The sequence below is a fragment of the Paenalcaligenes sp. DL 309 genome, from assembly GCF_057475285.1.
Genome location: NZ_JBYBKW010000007.1, coordinates 64,061 through 82,472, shown reverse-complemented (window position 1 = coordinate 82,472; position 18,412 = coordinate 64,061). Strand labels below are relative to the sequence as shown.

14 protein-coding genes are annotated in these 18,412 nt (G+C 45.2%); 9 read left to right on the top strand and 5 right to left on the bottom strand.

Going from position 1 to position 18,412, the window contains the following annotated elements; translation table 11 throughout:
- From AC2UZJ_RS10250 to AC2UZJ_RS10235, 4 genes are all read right to left on the bottom strand, one after another.
- A complete protein-coding gene (locus AC2UZJ_RS10250; protein ID WP_486950057.1) occupies window positions 1–1,197 on the bottom strand; it encodes a DUF2863 family protein in 1,197 nt (398 codons plus the stop codon).
- Window positions 1,198–1,351: 154 nt separating this feature from the next.
- On the bottom strand, window positions 1,352–3,934 hold the full coding sequence (gene acnB, locus AC2UZJ_RS10245; RefSeq protein ID WP_486950056.1) for a bifunctional aconitate hydratase 2/2-methylisocitrate dehydratase: 2,583 nt from the start codon (window positions 3,932–3,934) through the stop codon (window positions 1,352–1,354).
- Window positions 3,935–4,101: 167 nt separating this feature from the next.
- Window positions 4,102–4,377 carry a GNAT family N-acetyltransferase gene (locus AC2UZJ_RS10240; protein ID WP_486950055.1) on the bottom strand — a complete coding sequence of 92 codons (276 nt, stop codon included), beginning with the start codon at window positions 4,375–4,377 and terminating at the stop codon, window positions 4,102–4,104.
- A gap of 131 nt (window positions 4,378–4,508) precedes the next feature.
- Window positions 4,509–5,498 (bottom strand): malate dehydrogenase, encoded by a 990-nt coding sequence (locus AC2UZJ_RS10235; protein WP_486950054.1) that lies wholly within the window; start codon window positions 5,496–5,498, stop codon window positions 4,509–4,511.
- Between the two features lie 208 nt (window positions 5,499–5,706).
- On the opposite strand from AC2UZJ_RS10235, the gene AC2UZJ_RS10230 reads away from it, so the two are divergent.
- From AC2UZJ_RS10230 to gltA, 7 genes are all read left to right on the top strand, one after another.
- Window positions 5,707–6,465: a GntR family transcriptional regulator gene (locus tag AC2UZJ_RS10230; RefSeq protein ID WP_486950053.1), complete on the top strand. Its 759-nt coding sequence runs from the start codon at window positions 5,707–5,709 to the stop codon at window positions 6,463–6,465.
- A gap of 117 nt (window positions 6,466–6,582) precedes the next feature.
- Complete coding sequence (sdhC, locus tag AC2UZJ_RS10225; protein WP_486950052.1) at window positions 6,583–6,996, top strand: succinate dehydrogenase, cytochrome b556 subunit; 414 nt, start codon at window positions 6,583–6,585, stop codon at window positions 6,994–6,996.
- Window positions 6,996–7,379, top strand: a complete 384-nt coding sequence (gene sdhD, locus AC2UZJ_RS10220; RefSeq protein ID WP_486950051.1) for a succinate dehydrogenase, hydrophobic membrane anchor protein — start codon at window positions 6,996–6,998, stop codon at window positions 7,377–7,379. Before sdhC ends, sdhD begins: the two co-directional genes overlap by 1 nt.
- 2 nt (window positions 7,380–7,381) lie before the next feature.
- A complete protein-coding gene (gene sdhA, locus AC2UZJ_RS10215) occupies window positions 7,382–9,169 on the top strand; it encodes a succinate dehydrogenase flavoprotein subunit (protein ID WP_486950050.1) in 1,788 nt (595 codons plus the stop codon).
- Between the two features lie 12 nt (window positions 9,170–9,181).
- Window positions 9,182–9,895, top strand: a complete 714-nt coding sequence (locus AC2UZJ_RS10210) for a succinate dehydrogenase iron-sulfur subunit (protein WP_486950049.1) — start codon at window positions 9,182–9,184, stop codon at window positions 9,893–9,895.
- 15 nt (window positions 9,896–9,910) lie between these two features.
- The gene (locus AC2UZJ_RS10205) at window positions 9,911–10,171 is read left to right on the top strand and encodes an FAD assembly factor SdhE (RefSeq protein WP_486950048.1); all 261 of its coding nucleotides are present in this window, start codon (window positions 9,911–9,913) and stop codon (window positions 10,169–10,171) included.
- A gap of 19 nt (window positions 10,172–10,190) precedes the next feature.
- Window positions 10,191–11,489 carry a citrate synthase gene (gene gltA, locus AC2UZJ_RS10200; RefSeq protein ID WP_486950047.1) on the top strand — a complete coding sequence of 433 codons (1,299 nt, stop codon included), beginning with the start codon at window positions 10,191–10,193 and terminating at the stop codon, window positions 11,487–11,489.
- Window positions 11,490–11,624: 135 nt separating this feature from the next.
- Here the strand turns inward: gltA and AC2UZJ_RS10195 are convergent, their stop codons facing one another.
- Entirely contained in the window at window positions 11,625–13,934 is a 2,310-nt protein-coding gene (locus tag AC2UZJ_RS10195; RefSeq protein WP_486950046.1) for an NADP-dependent malic enzyme, read from the bottom strand.
- A gap of 335 nt (window positions 13,935–14,269) precedes the next feature.
- Here AC2UZJ_RS10195 and AC2UZJ_RS10190 point away from each other — a divergent pair, with 335 nt between their 5' ends.
- Both AC2UZJ_RS10190 and odhB read left to right on the top strand, forming a co-directional pair.
- Window positions 14,270–17,140 (top strand): 2-oxoglutarate dehydrogenase E1 component, encoded by a 2,871-nt coding sequence (locus AC2UZJ_RS10190; protein WP_486950045.1) that lies wholly within the window; start codon window positions 14,270–14,272, stop codon window positions 17,138–17,140.
- A gap of 65 nt (window positions 17,141–17,205) precedes the next feature.
- On the top strand, window positions 17,206–18,405 hold the full coding sequence (gene odhB, locus AC2UZJ_RS10185) for a 2-oxoglutarate dehydrogenase complex dihydrolipoyllysine-residue succinyltransferase (RefSeq protein ID WP_486950044.1): 1,200 nt from the start codon (window positions 17,206–17,208) through the stop codon (window positions 18,403–18,405).
- Window positions 18,406–18,412 lie beyond the last annotated feature (7 nt).

Sequence of the window (18,412 nt, the reverse complement as noted above, 5' to 3'; positions counted from 1 at the left end):
TTAATGCACAGCAGCTGGACTGAGGTCTAAGTTACCCGGTAAGTGCGGGTGCTGTAATTCACCTTCAGCGTTGGGGAAGTGCGGAGCATGGCAGTCATCACAAAATTCTGGCTCGAAAAGTCCCGCTAAAAAACGTATGGATTCTATGCCTAAATCCGTTAGAATATTTTGCAATATTAACGCAGTATCTTGATAGTGTGGGCTGGAAATATCAATTTCATCTTTACTAAAAATAGGCCATACACAGCCATATAAAATATCAGAATTCGCCTCTACGCCTAGACCCACTCTAAACTCTTCGGTATCTTCTTCGCCACAGCGTGCAATGGTGGCCGTAATATCTTCTAGGGGGCTATCCGTTACCATGGCTAACCAATGTACAGCGGCCTTAATCGCTAAAGGTCGCATGTACTTATCGCTTTCTCTATTATTATAAAAATAACCATCGGGCGGTAAATACTGAGTCTGGCAGCCAGCAAACATAGTGCTAAGAATTTGTTCGCATTGTTCTTTCCATTGTTGCTCGGCTTGTTGTAAGGCAGCCATGGGGGTAGCGGTTTCTTGCCAGCTAAAAATCTCGGCTCCTACAGGGACAGCGATAGCGGCCACAATAAATTTGGCATCGGCTAATAAATTAATGCCATCATCGCGTTGATCGATTTCTATAGAAGCCGGTTTAGCATCTAGCGCTAATTGACCGAGTTGAACGCAGAGTTCGTGAGTTTGAGCGAAATTTTTTGGCAGTTGATCAAAGCTTAAAAGTTGGCCTAAAACAGCCACTTTCGCTTGACTGCCGGCATAGGATTTCATGAGGTTTAGGAGTTTGTCGTGTTGGCTGCTGTTAAGTTCGCCATCAGGTAATTGATAGCGCGTCCAGACAGTCAGTGGAGCGGTGACTAAAAGCACATTATAGTTTTTCTTTTTATAATTAATAACAGCAGTTTCTGCTAAACCTTCTATGGTACTTGCTAAAATATCATATAAATCGGGCTGATAGGTAGCAGCTAAATAGTCTAATAACTGCTCTAAAATAGTGCTGTTAAGGTCAGTAAATAACGTTTTAACCGTTTCGCTAAGCTGCTTTTCCCAGAACTCATCTTCTAAGCGTGAGCCAGACTGGTTGAGTGCTTCGATGAGCGCAAGTAAATCGTGCGCCTTATGATGCAGCACGGCAGGGGATACAACATAATCAACCATGGGGTATTAATCCTAACAAACGAGCAAAGCACTTAGTGTACCTGTACTCATAGAGTGTGGCGATGAAAAAACCTCTTGGATGTGTTTAACACCCAAGAGGTTATGCGGAAAGTTATGCGTTAAAGAGTATTTTTACTCTTAACTTATTGACCTCTTAGCCAACCGTATCCGCAATTTCTTGGTACTCTTCGATTTCATCAAAGTTCATATAGCGATAGATGTTATCGCTATCTGCTTTGAGTACCCCCATATCCGCTAAGTATTCTTCTTTAGTGGGAATACGGCCTAAACGTGAGCAAATAGCAGCTAGCTCCGCAGAACCCAAGAACACATTGGCATCTTTACCTAAACGGTTCGGAAAGTTACGGGTGCTAGTAGACATCACCGTCGCGCCTTCACGTACACGGGCTTGGTTACCCATACATAAAGAGCAACCAGGCATCTCCATACGAGCACCTGCTACACCAAGTACACCGTAATGGCCTTCTTCAGTGAGCTGAGCTTGGTCCATTTTAGTAGGAGGAGCCACCCATAGGCGAGTAGGAATGTCTTGTTTGCCTTCAAGTAATTTAGAGGCGGCACGGAAGTGACCGATGTTGGTCATGCAGCTACCAATAAACACTTCGTCAATAGGAGTGCCTGAAACCTCAGACAAGGTTTTCACATCATCTGGATCATTCGGGCAAGCGACGATGGGCTCGTGAATATCAGCCAAATCAATTTCAATCACAGCGGCGTATTCTGCATCTGCATCCGGCTCAAGTAACTGCGGGTCAGCCAACCATGCTTCCATGCCTTTGATACGACGAGCTAAGGTACGCTCATCTTCGTAACCATTTGCAATCATCCACTTCAGTAGAGTGATATTACTGTTTAGGTATTCAATAATGGGCTCTTTGTTTAAGCGTACGGTACACGCGGCGGCAGAACGCTCAGCGGAGGCATCAGACAGCTCAAAGGCTTGTTCAATTTTAAGGTTAGGTAATCCTTCAATTTCTAAGATACGACCTGAGAAAATGTTAACCTTACCGGCGGTTTCTACGGTGAGTAGACCTTGTTTGATCGCGTACAGAGGAATCGCATTCACTAAATCACGTAAGGTTACGCCAGGCTGCATTTCACCTTTGAAACGTACTAATACGGATTCAGGCATATCTAAAGGCATCACACCAGTAGCGGCTGCAAAAGCCACTAAGCCCGACCCGGCAGGAAAGCTAATGCCTATAGGGAAACGTGTGTGTGAATCACCACCGGTACCCACGGTATCAGGTAACAACATACGGTTGAGCCAAGAGTGAATGATGCCATCACCAGGACGCAAGGAAACTCCACCACGTGTACTAATAAAGTCAGGCAGTTCGTGGTGCGTTTTTACATCCACAGGCTTTGGGTAGGCCGATGTGTGGCAGAAAGACTGCATCACCAGATCAGAAGAGAAACCTAAGCAAGCTAAGTCTTTCAGCTCATCCCGCGTCATGGGGCCGGTGGTGTCTTGGCTACCTACGGTAGTCATGAGGGGTTCGCAGTAAGTACCAGGACGTACACCTTTACCTTCAGGTAAACCACAGGCGCGGCCTACCATTTTTTGCGCTAAGGTATAACCTTTATCCGACTCTTGAGGTGCTACAGGTAAACGGAATAAATCGGTGGGGCCTAAACCTAAGGCTTCGCGAGCGCGAGTGGTTAAGCCACGGCCAATAATAAGAGGAATGCGGCCACCAGCGCGTACTTCGTCAAACAATACTTCAGATTTTACTTTAAATTCGGCAATGACTTCACCGTCTTTAAGTGCTTTACCTTCGTAAGGGCGTAGTTCAATAACATCACCCATATTCATTTGCGATACATCTAATTCAATAGGCAAAGCCCCTGCGTCTTCCATGGTGTTATAAAAAATAGGAGCAATCTTGCCGCCTAAACACACCCCGCCAAAGCGTTTGTTTGGGACGAAGGGAATATCGGCCCCTGTGTACCATAAAACAGAATTGGTGGCTGATTTACGTGAGGATCCAGTACCTACTACATCGCCTACATAAGCAATGAGGTGACCTTTTTCTTTAAGGGACTCAAGCAACTTAATGGGGCCAATTTTACCTGGCTCATCGGGCTCAATACCAGGACGTGGGTTTTTGAGCATGGCTAGGGCATGCAGAGGAATATCGGGGCGGCTCCAAGCATCCGGTGCAGGAGAAAGGTCGTCCGTGTTGGTTTCACCGCTTACCTTAAAAACCGTGAGGGTTAGACTTTCAGGCACTTCAGGTCGGCTAGTGAACCATTCCGCATCTGCCCAGCTTTGCATGATTTCTTGGGCGTATTTGTTGCCTTCATCGGCTTTATCTTTAACGTCGTGGAAGGCGTCAAACATTAATAGCGTGTGTTTTAAAGCTTCAGCTGCCACGGGGGCGAGTTCTTCATTATCCAGTAATTCGATGAGGGGAGCAATGTTAAAACCACCTAGCATGGTGCCCAGTAGTTCTGTGGCACGTACTTTGTCAAAGAGCGGATTCGTTTCTTTACCTAAACTGACAGCGGCTAAATAAGAGGCTTTAACCATAGCTGCATCATCCACCCCTGCAGGGACGCGGTGTACGAATAGCTCAAGCAAGAAATCTTCTTCGCCTGCAGGTGGGTTTTTAATGAGTTCGATTAACTCGGCGGTTTGTTGCGCAGTAAGGGGTAGCGCGGGGATGCCTAACGCAGCGCGTTCGGCAACGTGTTGGCGATAATTTTCCAGCATGTTGCAGGCCTATTGAGGTTAGTTGAGTGAATGAAACATAGGTCATAAAGTCAATATAACTATGTTTATAAATATATACGTATTGTAGAACGAACTAGACACCTAAGCAATGGTCTTATATAAGACATAAGACTGATAGGGCTGTTAGTGTTTTTTATTGCCTTGATTTAGGCTTTTAGTTCACTATGCTTAGGATGACGTTTAAAATACGCTGCGGTGTAGCTACAAATAGGATTGATTTTCAAGTTGTTTTCTTTGGCCCAAGCAAAAGCCGCCTCAGTGAGCTCGCCAGCAATACCACGCCCGCCTAATTCTTGAGGCACCATGGTATGAGTTACAGCCATGAGATTACCGTTTAGTTCATAATCTAAGTGGCAAAGTAAATTGTTTTCCGTGTATTCAAAGCGGGAAGCGGCAGTGTTGTGTTGAATGGGTAAAGTCATACAGTAGATGATTCCTTTTTGTTTGTTTTCTCAATCAAAATCGGATTAAATTCGATTAATAATAAGAGAATAAAGGCGAGAAGTGAGAAAAGCCCGAGGATCTCGGGCTTTGGCGAACAATGTATTAATAATTAAGGCAAGAGATCTTTAACGCCATCGCGCTCTTCAAGGAGCTCGTTTAGCGTGTGGTCCATGCGTTCACGTGAGAATTCATCTATCTCTAAACCCTCTACGCGCTTGTACTCGCCATTTTCTGTGGTCACAGGCACACCGTAAATAATCCCTTCAGGAATACCATAGGAACCATCGGAGGGCACACCCATGGTGACCCACTTGCCCTTGGAGCCCAATACCCAATCGCGCACATGATCAATAGCGGCATTAGCGGCTGAAGCGGCGGAAGATGAGCCGCGGGCATCAATAATGGCAGCGCCTCGTTTAGCTACAGTAGGAATGAAGGTGTCTTTGTTCCAAACGTCGTCGTTAATTTTTTCTTTTAAGCTCGCACCATTTACCGTAGCAAAGCGGATGTCTGGATACATGGTGGGGGAATGATTGCCCCAAACGATAAGATTTTCAATATCAGCCACAGCTATATCGGCTTTGTCCGCCAGCTGAGACAAGGCTCGGTTATGATCTAAACGCAGCATAGCTGTGAAGTTCTTTGCGGGCAGATCAGGCGCTGATTTCATGGCAATATAGGCATTAGTATTAGCGGGGTTACCCACTACCAATACTTTTACATCGCGACTTGCAACGTCATTCAGGGCTTTGCCTTGTACCGTGAAAATTTCCGCATTTACAGCGAGTAAATCTTTACGCTCCATGCCAGGGCCACGAGGGCGGGCACCCACTAGAAGCGCTATATCAATGTCTTTAAATGCTTCGCGTGGGTCGCTGTGCGCCGTCATGCCTTGTAGTAGAGGGAAAGCACAATCATCTAGCTCCATCATGACGCCTTTTAGAGCTTGTTGGGCTTTTTCGTCAGGAATTTCAAGTAGTTGTAGAATGACTGGCTGGTCTTTGCCTAACATTTCGCCAGAAGCGATACGAAATAAAAGGGCGTAGCCAATTTGACCTGCGGCGCCAGTAACGGCAACGCGCATTGCGGGTTTACTCATGAGTGTTGACTCCAATGGTTGGAAAACAAAGTGCTACAAGAAAATTAAGTTTAATACTTTTTGCACCGTAGACCAAAATGAATTCTACGTCAAATGACTTACATCTTATATAAGATATAAGAGTGTTAGACAGAATGTACGTAGCATGCGAAAATAAGCTATCTTTACTTTTTTGCTATTAGCATTTTATTAGGCTGTCTTTTTAATTATGTCTGAATCTAGTCCCGTGTTGGGGCCTTCCTCTGAGCGCAGTGCCGCTTATAGTCCCCTGTATCAGCAGATCAAAGCGTTATTGCTCCAAAGTCTAGATGAGGGGGAGTGGAAACCGGGTGAATCCATTCCTAGTGAGTTGGAATTAGCTGCACGCTTCCAAGTAAGCCAAGGTACGGTGCGCAAAGCCATTGATGAGCTTGCTGCAGATAATTTATTAATAAGACGCCAAGGTAAAGGTACCTTTGTTTCTACCCACAATGAAGCGAAGGTGCGCTATCGATTTTTACGTTTAACGCCTGATGATGGTCATCAGCCTAGGCGCCATAGCGAGATAATTTCCTGTGAGCGCATGAAAGCACCGGCAGAGATTGCTGCATTGTTAATGTTACGTTCTGTGGACACAGTGATTAATATACAGCGATTATTATCGTTTGATGATAAACCCACCATCTTGGATACCATTTGGCTACCAGCCAATGTGTTTGAAGGGTTGAGCTCTGACGCTGTGATGCAAAACAAAGAACCTTTATACGCTTGGTTTGAAGGTCAGTTCGGTGTAAATATGGTGCGAGCTGATGAAAGTATCCGCGCAGTGGCCGCCGATGATGCTGCAGCGCAGCGTTTACATGTGCCTCTAGGCTCGCCGTTGTTGCAGGTGGAAAGGGTTGCTTATACTTATGGAGAGCGTCCAATGGAAGTGCGTCAAGGTCTATATATTACGGATCATTTTCATTATAGAAACAGTTTGAACTAAAAAAGGCTGTGTACACATGCGTAATTTTTCTAAATAGGTCAAAATAGTTAAAACTTGTATATTTTTTTATTTGTTAATTGTTGTAACGCTATTTAATTTTTAACCTTGAGGGCCAATATGTCTGATACCGCCGAAAAAAAGCGCCCGCAGTATCGCAATATCAGCGTGCCGCAGATTTTATCTTACCGTCTGCCACACTCTGCAAAAGCGTCTATTCTGCATCGTATTAGTGGTGCGTTATTATTTCTCGCTTTGCCTGTGCTTATTTTACCGTTACTTGCTATGAGCTTGAGCTCACCGGCAGGTTTTGCCGCCTTAAGTAATGTGATGGCTAATCCAATCGTCAAACTGGTTATGCTGGTGTTGATCTGGGGTTACTTACATCACTTTTGTGCTGGTATTCGATTTCTTTTTCTCGATATGGGTAAAGGTAATGAAAAGTACACAGCGCATAAATCCGCGCTGTCGGTTATTGTCATCGCTTTAGCATTAACTGCCGTGTTTGCACTTAAATTGTTTGGGGTATTCTAATGGCTGAAGAACGTATCGGGACGAAACGCTTAGTCGTAGGCGCGCACTACGGCACGTTGGACTTCATTGTGCAGCGTATGACCGCTGTTATTATGATTATCTACACGCTAGTTTTTTTAGTAGGGGTGTTATTTACTTCTGAGCTAAATTACGAAGGATGGCGTAATCTTTTTAACTTCAAACTGTTTGGCACTTTTCCTGCCGGACAACTTCTTGTTTCTCTTTTCTTTTTATCACTAGCGTGGCATGCCTGGATTGGTGTGCGTGATATCTGGATGGATTACATCAAACCAGCAGGTCTACGTCTGATCTTACAGTCATTAACTGTACTTTGGTTGGTTGCTTGTATTGTTTACTTCACACAAATTATTTGGAGCCTGTAACCGTGGCTGCTATTAAAACTTCTATACCACGCCGCCAGTTTGATGTGGTGGTCGTTGGCGCCGGCGGTGCCGGTATGCGTTGTTCACTACAGTTAGCCGAAGCCGGCTTATCTGTGGCAGTGTTGTCTAAAGTATTTCCCACGCGTTCTCATACCGTGGCCGCTCAGGGCGGCGTGAGCGCTTCTCTAGGTAATATGAGCGAAGACCATTGGTATTGGCATATGTACGACACCGTAAAAGGGTCTGACTGGTTAGGAGATCAAGACGCCATTGAGTACATGTGTAGAGAAGCACCCAATGCGGTGTATGAGCTCGAGCATTTTGGCATGCCTTTTGACCGAAATCCGGACGGCACTATTTATCAACGTCCGTTTGGTGGTCATACTGCAAATTTTGGTGAAAAACCAGTACAGCGTGCCTGTGCGGCGGCTGACCGTACCGGTCACGCCATGCTCCATGCTCTCTATCAGCGTAACGTGGCGGCACGTACTAATTTCTTCGTTGAATGGATGGCATTAGATTTGCTGCGTAACGAAGAAGGTGATGTACTTGGAGTGACCGCATTAGAGATGGAAACCGGTGAGATCTTTGTGCTTGAAGCCAAGCGCACGGTATTAGCCACAGGTGGTGCAGGTCGTATTTGGGCGGCTTCCACTAACGCCTTCATAAATACAGGTGATGGCCTAGGTATGGCAGCGCGTGCTGGTGTGCCTTTGCAAGATATGGAGTTCTGGCAATTTCACCCCACTGGCGTAGCAGGCGCTGGGGTGTTAATTACGGAAGGTGTGCGTGGCGAGGGCGGTATTTTGCTCAATAAAGACGGCGAACGCTTTATGGAACGTTATGCTCCAAATCTTAAAGACTTGGCGCCTCGTGATTTTGTTTCCCGTTCTATGGACCAAGAGATTAAAGAAGGACGTGGTTGTGGGCCAGATGGTAGCTATGTGGTGTTAAAACTAGACCACTTAGGGGCCGATACCATTAATAAACGTTTACCTTCTATTCGTGAAATTGCGATGAAGTTTGGTAACGTTGACCCCATTAAAGATCCCATTCCTGTGGTGCCTACTATTCATTACCAAATGGGTGGTATACCCACTAATTACTACGGTCAAGTCACTACTGTAGATGACGCAGGTAATAGCAGCATTGTGAATAACCTCTATGCTGTAGGTGAGTGTGCTGCTACCAACGTACACGGCGCTAACCGTCTAGGTACAAACTCACTGCTCGATTTAATTGTTTTTGGTCGTGCTGCGGGTAATCACATTGTGGAATCGCACCCTGAGCGTACGCACAGTCATGCGAATATTCCTGAAGAGCAAATTCAGAAGTCATTAGACCGTGTAAACCGTCTAGAGTCACGTAAATCAGGTCAACGCGCTCAAGAGGTAGCTGAGAAAATTCGTCAAACTATGCAAGCACACTGTGGTGTATTCCGTACATTAGATTTACTAGGAAAAGGTGAGGAGCTCATTAATGGCTTGGTGCCTGAAGTAAATGAAATTTATTTCGAGGATAAATCTAAAGTTTTCAATACCGCACGTATAGAAGCGCTTGAAGTTGAAAATATGATTGAAGTGGCACGAGCCACCACTAAATCTGCGGTTAACCGTACAGAAAGCCGTGGTGCTCACGCTTTAGATGATCACCCTGAGCGCGATGATGATAACTGGTTAAAACACTCGGTCTGGTTCTCTGAAGGCAGCAAGTTAATTTATAAGCCGGTACAGATGAACCCTATTTCTGCCGATGTTGAATCTATTGCGCCTCAGCCACGCACTTTCTAAACAGGTACTACGATGAGTAAACGTGTAATGAAGTTCGAAATTTATCGCTACGATCCTGATAAGGATGAGCGTCCTTATATGCAAAAGCTTGAGGTCGAGCTGCAACCCACTGATAAAATGTTGCTAGATGCGCTAGTGCGTATTAAAAATGACGTAGACGATAGTTTATCGTTGCGTCGATCCTGTAGGGAAGGTGTATGTGGCTCAGATGCCATGAACATCAACGGTAAAAACGGCTTAGCCTGTACAACAAACTTAAATGAGGTACAAGAGCCGGTGGTATTACGTCCCTTACCCGGCCTGCCGGTAATCCGCGATTTAATTGTGGATATGACAGAGTTCTTTGATCAATATAATTCGGTCAAACCGTATTTGATTAACACCACGCCACCACCAGAGAAAGAACGCTTACAAACTCCTGAGGCTCGTGATGAGCTTAACGGATTGTACGAGTGTATTTTATGCGCTTGTTGTTCTACTGCTTGCCCTTCCTTTTGGTGGAATCCAGATAAGTTTGTAGGGCCAGCTGGTCTTTTACAAGCGTATCGTTTTATCGCTGATTCCCGTGATGAGGCGACTGCAGAGCGTTTAGATAACCTTGAAGACCCTTATCGCTTATTCCGTTGTCATACAATTATGAATTGTACGGACGTGTGTCCTAAAGGTTTAAATCCTTCACATGCTATTGGCAAGATCAAGGAAATGCTAGTACGTCGTACTGTCTAAAAGTAGATCAAAAAAATGAAAACGTTAACGCAGTTAGAACGTGCGCGCTTACGCTGGCGTGCGCGCCGGGGATTATTGGAAAATGATCTCATCATTACGAAATTTTTAGATCAGTATGAAGCAGAGCTAACTGACGTTGACGTCGCAGCCTTGGATCACTTGTTTTTAATGAGTGACCATGAGTTTTTAGACGTGTTGTTAGGCCGCTCTGAGCCTCAGGGCGAGTATGACAGCCCCGATATTCATCGTTTGGTCGCAATGATGCGATCGCTGTGATTTTTAAGGAAAAAGCAAAATGGAACTGTCCGATACAAAAGCGACATTGTCGTTTTCTGACGATACCCCTGCGATAGAGCTTCCTATATACAAAGGAACTATTGGTCCTGATGTAATTGATATTGGTAAGCTTTATGGTCAATCGGGAAGGTTTACTTATGATCCCGGCTTTATGGCAACAGCCTCTACCGAGTCTGCAATTACCTATATTGATGGCGATAAAGGCCAGCTATTGTATCGTGGTTATGCAATAGATGACTTAGCCAAAAACTGTGATTTTTTAGAGGTGTGTTATTTGCTACTCAATGGTGAGCTGCCAAATGCTGAGGAGGCCAAAGCCTTCGATAGCACCATCATGCAGCACACTATGGTTAAAGAGCAGATGCAAAGCTTTATGCGTGGTTTTCAAGCTAATGCTCACCCCATGGCCATACTCACAGGTATGGTAGGTGGCATGGCTGCTTTCTATCACGACTCCACTGACATCACAAATGCAGCGCATCGTAGATTATCTGCCATACGTGTTATTGCGAAGATGCCTACCTTAGTGGCTATGGCCTATAAACACGGCATTGGTCAGCCTTTTATGTATCCGCAAAATGATCTGTCTTATACCGGTAATTTTCTGCGTATGATGTTTGGTACGCCATGTGAAGATTACCAGGTAAATGACGTGTTAGAGCGCGCCTTAGACCGTATCTTTATTTTGCACGCGGATCATGAGCAAAATGCATCCACTTCCACCGTTCGCCTTTGTGGCTCTTCTGGTACTAATCCTTATGCGGCTATTTCAGCGGGGATTGCGTGCTTATGGGGCCCTGCACATGGTGGTGCGAATGAAGCTTGCTTAAACATGCTTGAAAGATTGCAAGCAGAAGGGGGCGTGGCTAAAGTTGGCGAGTTTATGGAGAAAGTGAAAGACAAGAGCTCCGGCGTACGCTTGATGGGCTTTGGTCATCGCGTTTACAAAAACTACGACCCTCGTGCTACGTTGATGCAAGAAACATGTAAAGAAGTGCTAGACGCCCTTGGTTTACATAATGATCCGTTATTTAAGCTTGCGATGGAATTAGAGCGCATTGCTTTAGAGGATCCTTATTTTGTAGAACGTAAGCTTTATCCAAACGTAGACTTCTATTCGGGTATTGTGCAGCGTGCCATTGGTATTCCTACTGAACTATTTACAGGTATTTTTGCTTTGGCACGTACCGCGGGTTGGATATCTCAGTGGGACGAAATGATTTCTGATCCCGCTTATAAGATTGGCCGTCCACGCCAGTTATACACAGGACACACATTGCGTACTATCAATAAGTAATCATTATTATTTATTACTACTTTTATTTCTACTTTTAGTATGAAATGTGATGTGTGATGAGTGGTAAGAAAAGGCTGGGTTTGTTAAAAATCAAACCCAGCCTTTTTGTTAACATATGGTGTAGTAATTACTTGATTACTTGGTTTTTTGCTGTTTCTTTTTATCCTCTTCGGTGGCATCTAATACTGCTACGGCCGTCATGTTAACAATGCGGCGCGTGGTTGCGCTCGTAGTCATAATATGTACTGGGCGGGCAGCACCGAGTAATATAGGGCCCATGGCTACACCGTTACTACCCGTCATTTTTAAGATGTTGTAAGTGATATTACCGGCATCTAGATTGGGGGTAATAAGCAGATTAGCTGGCTCTAGTAATGTAGAGTCAGGTTGAGCCTTAGCGCGGATACTATTAGACAGCGCCGTATCAGCGTGCATCTCTCCATCCACTTCTAAGTTGGGATCAGCAGCCACTATTAGCTCGCGTGCTTTTGCCATCTTGCGAGAGGATTCCGTAGAGCGACTGCCAAAGTTGGAATGGGAGAGTAAGGCTACACGTGGTATAACGCCAAATCTACGCACTTCTTCTGCAGCCATAAGCGTGATGTTCGCTATTTCTTCAGCTGAGGGGTTTTCATTCACATGCGTGTCACACACAAAAAGGTTTTGAGTGGGTAACATGAGCACATTCATGGCAGCTAAAACAGAAGCATCTTCTTTAAGACCAATAATGTCTTGAACATGAGAAAGCTGATGGTAAAAGCGCGTGCCCACACCGCAAATCATGCCGTCAGCATCACCGCGTAAAATAAGCATGGCCCCAATAAGCGTATTGTGCTTGCGCACTAATGCCTTAGCCACATCGGGAGTCACGCCTTGGCGGCTTTTTAATTTGTAGTAAGCTTGCCAGGTTTCGTTATAGCGGTAATCATCTTCAGGGTCCACAATTTCAATGTTTATACCTGCTGCTAAGCGTAAGCCGTAACGTTTAATACGCATTTCAATTACGGAGGGCCGGCCGATGAGAATAGGGTGAGCAATTCGTTCATCAATTACTGTTTGAGCAGCACGTAAGATACGCTCATCTTCACCATCCGCATAAATAATGCGTTTTATTTGCGGAGCGTCTTTGGCTTGTTTGAAAAGCGGGTGCATGAGGGTGCCAGAGCGGTAAGTCATGGCAAGCAACTTTTGACGATAAGCCTCTAGGTCCTCAATGGGGCGACTGGCCACACCCGAATCCATAGCAGCTTTAGCCACTGCAGGGGCGATTCTAGACATTAAGCGGGGATCAAAAGGTTTAGGAATGATGTACTCTGGACCAAAGCCTAAGTCGCTATCTGGAGTGCTGCCCGCGTCATTATATTGCTCTTCGTGTGTCAAATCTGCAATAGCATGCACACAAGCTTGTTTCATGGCCTCATTAATTTCTGTGGCGCCACAATCAAGTGCGCCCCGAAAAATAAAGGGAAAGCACAATACATTATTTACTTGGTTCGGGTAGTCTGAGCGCCCGGTGGCGATAATCACATCGGCACGTGCCGCTTTAGCCACTTCAGGGCGAATCTCTGGTTCTGGGTTAGCTAAGGCGAGTACCAACGGTTGTTCAGCCATGCTTAAAAGCATCTCTGCAGTGAAGATGCCAGGTGCAGAACAGCCTAAAAAGATATCGGCGCCCACGAGGGCTTCGTCTAAGGTACGAAATTCCGTTTCTTGCGCAAACTCCGCTTTATTTGGCTCCATATTGTCTTCACGGCCTTTCCAGATAATGCCGCGTGAATCGGAGACGAATATGTGTTCACGTGGCATACCCATGCTGACTAAGAGCTTTAAGCAAGCAATAGCAGCCGCACCTGCGCCCGAGCAAACCAAACGCACTTCATCGAGTTTTTTATTTACTACGCGTAAACCATTAAGAATGGCGGCAGTAGAAATAATAGCCGTGCCGTGTTGATCATCATGAAACACGGGGATTTTCATGCGTTTGCGTAGCTCTTCTTCTACATAGAAGCATTCGGGAGCTTTAATGTCTTCGAGGTTAATGCCGCCCAAGGTGGGCTCCATGGCTGCAATGATATCTACCAGCTTTTTGGGATCATTTTCATCGAGCTCAATATCAAAAACATCAATGCCAGCAAATTTTTTAAACAGGCAGCCTTTACCTTCCATGACTGGCTTAGAGGCTAAAGGGCCAATATTACCTAAGCCTAAAACAGCAGTACCATTAGTAACAACTCCCACTAAATTGGCTCTGGAGGTGTATTTTGCTGCGGCTTCGTCACCTTCTTCATGAATAGCCATACACGCATAAGCCACTCCGGGAGAATAAGCGAGAGAGAGATCGTCAGCATCAGCTAAGGTTTTAGTTGGGGTTACAGAGATTTTACCTGGGGTAGGGCTGGCGTGATAGTCTAGCGCACGTTTTGCCAGATCAGCTTTGGCGTCCATCGTGGGGTGCTCCTGAGAATAATTCGAAAACAAAAAGGGGACATTACATTTTATATCTAATTCATCATTTATAGCGTAAATTATATATTTACGCATGCCGCAGCGCAGCATTCGTAAATGTTCGTAAATCCCAACAAGTAATTGTCATTAAAGCGCTTTTTCTTTGATAGGATGCAAGTAACGCCATTGAGCGCTATACTTAAAGGTATCGCTGTGAAAGGCGTTTTACGTAGCCTTCTGCTCTGCTATCCGCTAACCGGTGAAGCCGTGTCGCGGAAGGTTTTCCTGCATCTCGAGATGAGTGAAACACTCATATAGGTGAAGCATTAAAAATTATGTCATCGCAAACTGAACTACAATCGACTTCTTATCTATACGGTTCTAACGCCGCTTATGTCGAAGAGCTGTATGAGATGTATCTAGATAATCCCGCTTCGGTACCCGCCGAGTGGAGTGATTATTTTGATCAACTTCAACATCAGCCTGCAACTGATGGTAAAGAAACCACGCGCGATCAAGCGCATAGTCCAATTATTCAATCTTTTGCTGAACGGGCTAAAGCGAACATGCTCATGTCGCGTGGCCCTAATTTAGATTTATCTGTAGCCAATAAGCAAGTGGCAGTACAGTCTTTAATCGAGGCCTACCGCACCTTAGGTGCCAATATAGCTACTTTAGACCCGCTAAAACGTCGTGAACGTCCTTCCTATGAGGAGCTAGACCCGGCTTTTTATGGTCTTACTGAAGCAGACTTAGATCAAACTTATTCTGCTACTACTACATTTTTCACCAAATCAGACACCATGACACTACGCGACATGCTTAAAGCATTGCGCGAAACGTATTGTCAGTCTATTGGTGCTGAATTTATGTATATGTCTGATCCAGTGGCTAAGCGCTGGATTAAAGAGCGTTTAGAATCCGTGCATGGTCGTATGGATTTCACTGTGGATCAAAAACGTAATATTCTTCAGCAACTTACTGAGGCAGAGGGCTTAGAGCGCTTCTTGCATACAAAGTATGTAGGACAAAAACGATTCTCCCTTGAAGGGGGGGAAAGTTTTATTGCTTGTATGGATGAAGTGGTTAATCACAGTGGCGACTTAGGTATTCAAGAGGTCATTGTGGGCATGGCTCACCGTGGTCGTTTAAATATGTTGGTAAACATCATGGGTAAAATGCCCGCTGATTTGTTTGCTGAGTTTGAAGGGCATCAGCCTGAAGACCTCACTGATGGTGACGTAAAATACCATAACGGTTTCTCCAGTGATTTATCCACGCGTGGCGGTCCCATTCATTTATCCTTAGCATTTAACCCCTCTCACTTAGAGATTGTGAATCCGGTAGTAGAAGGGAGCACACGGGCTCGTCAAGACCGTCGTCAAGACACTACTGGTGAAAAAGTGTTGCCGGTATTAGTACATGGTGATGCGGCTTTTGCTGGTCAGGGTGTGGTGATGGAAACCCTAAACATGGCGCAAACACGCGGTTATGGTACGGGTGGCACCTTGCACATTGTGATTAATAACCAAATTGGTTTTACCACTTCAGATCCACGGGATTCTCGTTCTACACTGTACTGTACAGATGTAGTTAAAATGATCGAAGCACCTGTATTTCACGTGAATGGTGATGATCCTGAAGCTGTGGCTTTTGTTACCCAGTTGGCTTTAGATTATCGTCAAAAGTTCCGCCATGATGTGGTGGTGGATATTGTTTGTTATCGTAAATTGGGTCATAACGAGCAAGATACGCCCGCTTTAACCCAACCACTCATGTATAAGGCGGTGGCGCAACACCCCGGCACACGTAAGTTTTACGCTGATAAGCTGGTGGCTCAAGGTGTTTTATCTGCTGATGAGCCAGATGAAATGGTAAAAAGTTATCGTCAGCTGATGGAAGACGGTCAGCGTACCGTTGAGCCTGTGCTCACTGATTATAAAAACAAATACGCCATTGACTGGACACCCTTCTTAGATGCTAAATGGACTGATCACGCCGACACGGGCTTACCTTTAGCCGAGCTTACTCGCATTGGTGAAAAAATCACCACAGTGCCGGAAGGTTTCAGCGTGCACCCGCTCGTTAAACGCATGCTCAATGATCGTCGTGCTATGGCTCGTGGTGAGATGAACGTAGACTGGGGTATGGGTGAGCATTTAGCCTATGCCACTTTGGTGGCAAACGGTTATGCGGTGCGTATTACCGGTCAGGATTCGGGACGAGGTACCTTTGTGCACCGTCATGCGGTATTGCATGATCAAAATCGTGAGCGTTGGGATGATGGTTCGTATATTCCTCTACAAAACGTATCAGACAGTCAGGCGAATTTTACCGTTATTGATTCCGTATTATCTGAAGAGGCAGTATTAGGTTTTGAATATGGTTATGCTTCTGCTGAACCCAATATTTTAACTATTTGGGAAGCCCAGTTTGGTGACTTTGTTAACGGCGCACAGGTAGTAATTGATCAGTTCATTACCTCTGGTGAAGCCAAGTGGGGGCGTCATTGTGGTTTAACAATGATGTTGCCGCACGGTTATGAAGGCCAGGGTCCTGAGCACTCTTCAGCACGAATAGAGCGTTTTTTGCAGCTTTGTGCTGATAATAATATTCAAGTGATTCAACCTACTACAGGTGCACAGATTTTCCATGTTTTACGTAGGCAAATGCTGCGCCCCTTCCGTAAACCTTTAGTGTTACTAACACCGAAGTCATTATTACGTAACAAGGCGGCTACTTCACCATTGACTGATTTGGCTGAAGGTCATTTCATGCCAGTAATTGGGGAAGTAGATAGCAGTATCAACGCTGAGAAAGTAAAACGTGTATTAGTGTGTTCGGGTAAGGTTTACTATGAACTAGTTAATGCCCGCACAGAGCGCGAGCGTGAAGAGATCGCCATTGTTCGTATAGAACAGCTTTATCCTTTTGCCCATAAAGCTTTTCAAGAAGAACTACGCAAGTATGTGAACGCAACCGAAATCGTTTGGGTACAAGATGAGCCACAAAACCAAGGTCCTTGGTTTTATATACAGCATCATTTGGTTGAAAACATGACTGCGAATCAAAAACTGAGCTATGCGGGTCGTGCGGCTTCAGCTTCGCCAGCAGTGGGTTATTTAGCTAAGCATAATGAGCAACAAAAAGCACTCATCGAACAAGCCTTTGCAGAAAACATTAAAGGTTTTTCCTTAGTTAAATAACATACACAACGCATAAATATACATTTAAAGAAATTTAAAAACACACTTATTACACGGAAAATACTATGGCTATTATTGAAATTGTTGTACCAGAGCTTTCAGAATCTGTCTCCGAAGCCACCTTGCTTGAGTGGAAAAAGCAAGTTGGCGAAGCCGTGGAGCAAGATGAAATCTTAATTGATGTAGAAACAGACAAGGTGGTTTTAGAGGTGCCCACCATTTCTGCGGGAGTCATTGTTGAAATCCTCAAAGAAAATGGCAGCACAGTTACAGCAGGCGAGGTGTTAGCACGCATAGACACCGAAGCTAAAGCCTCTGCGGCCCCAGAGGCCGCAGCAGAAGACACTGAAGCGGCTCCTGCCGCTGCAGCAGACTCTACTTCTACTGTTACTGCAGCTTCACCCGCTGCAAATAAAATCCTGACTGAAAAAGGCATTGACGTTGCCGATGTAAAAGGCAGTGGTCGCGATGGTCGTGTTACTAAGGCGGATGCAGTGGCAGCTAAGGCAGGAGGTGCTGCTAAGCCTGCAGCCGCCCCAGTGCCTGTACAAACCTCACTTGATGGCCGCCCAGAGCAGCGTGTACCCATGAGCCGTTTACGTGCTCGCGTGGCTGAGCGTTTGTTGCAGTCTCAACAAGAAAACGCCATCTTAACTACTTTTAACGAAGTCAACATGAAAGCGGTTATGGACTTACGTAAACAGTACAGAGATGAGTTTGAAAAAGAGCATGGCGTAAAACTTGGTTTTACTTCTTTCTTTGTAAAAGCCGCTGTAGCTGCTTTGAAGAAATACCCAGTGCTAAATGCTTCCGTCGACGGCAAAGACATTATTTATCATGGTTATTTTGATATTGGTATTGCCGTAGGTAGCCCCCGTGGTTTGGTGGTGCCTGTATTGCGTAATGCTGACCAGCTCACCATGGCTGAAATCGAAATTCAGATTGCTGATTTTGGTCGTCGTGCCCAAGACGGTAAGCTCACACTAGAAGAGCTCACTGGTGGTACTTTCTCTATCTCCAATGGCGGTGTGTTTGGCTCCATGCTATCTACCCCCATTATTAATCCACCACAATCTGCTATTTTAGGTATTCACGCCACTAAAGAGCGTCCAGTAGTAGAGAATGGTGAAATTGTGATTCGTCCTATGAATTACTTAGCTATGTCTTACGATCACCGCATCATTGATGGTCGTGAAGCTGTGCTTGGCCTAGTGGCTATGAAAGACGCCCTTGAAGATCCACAGCGTCTACTGTTAGACATTTAATAAGGGA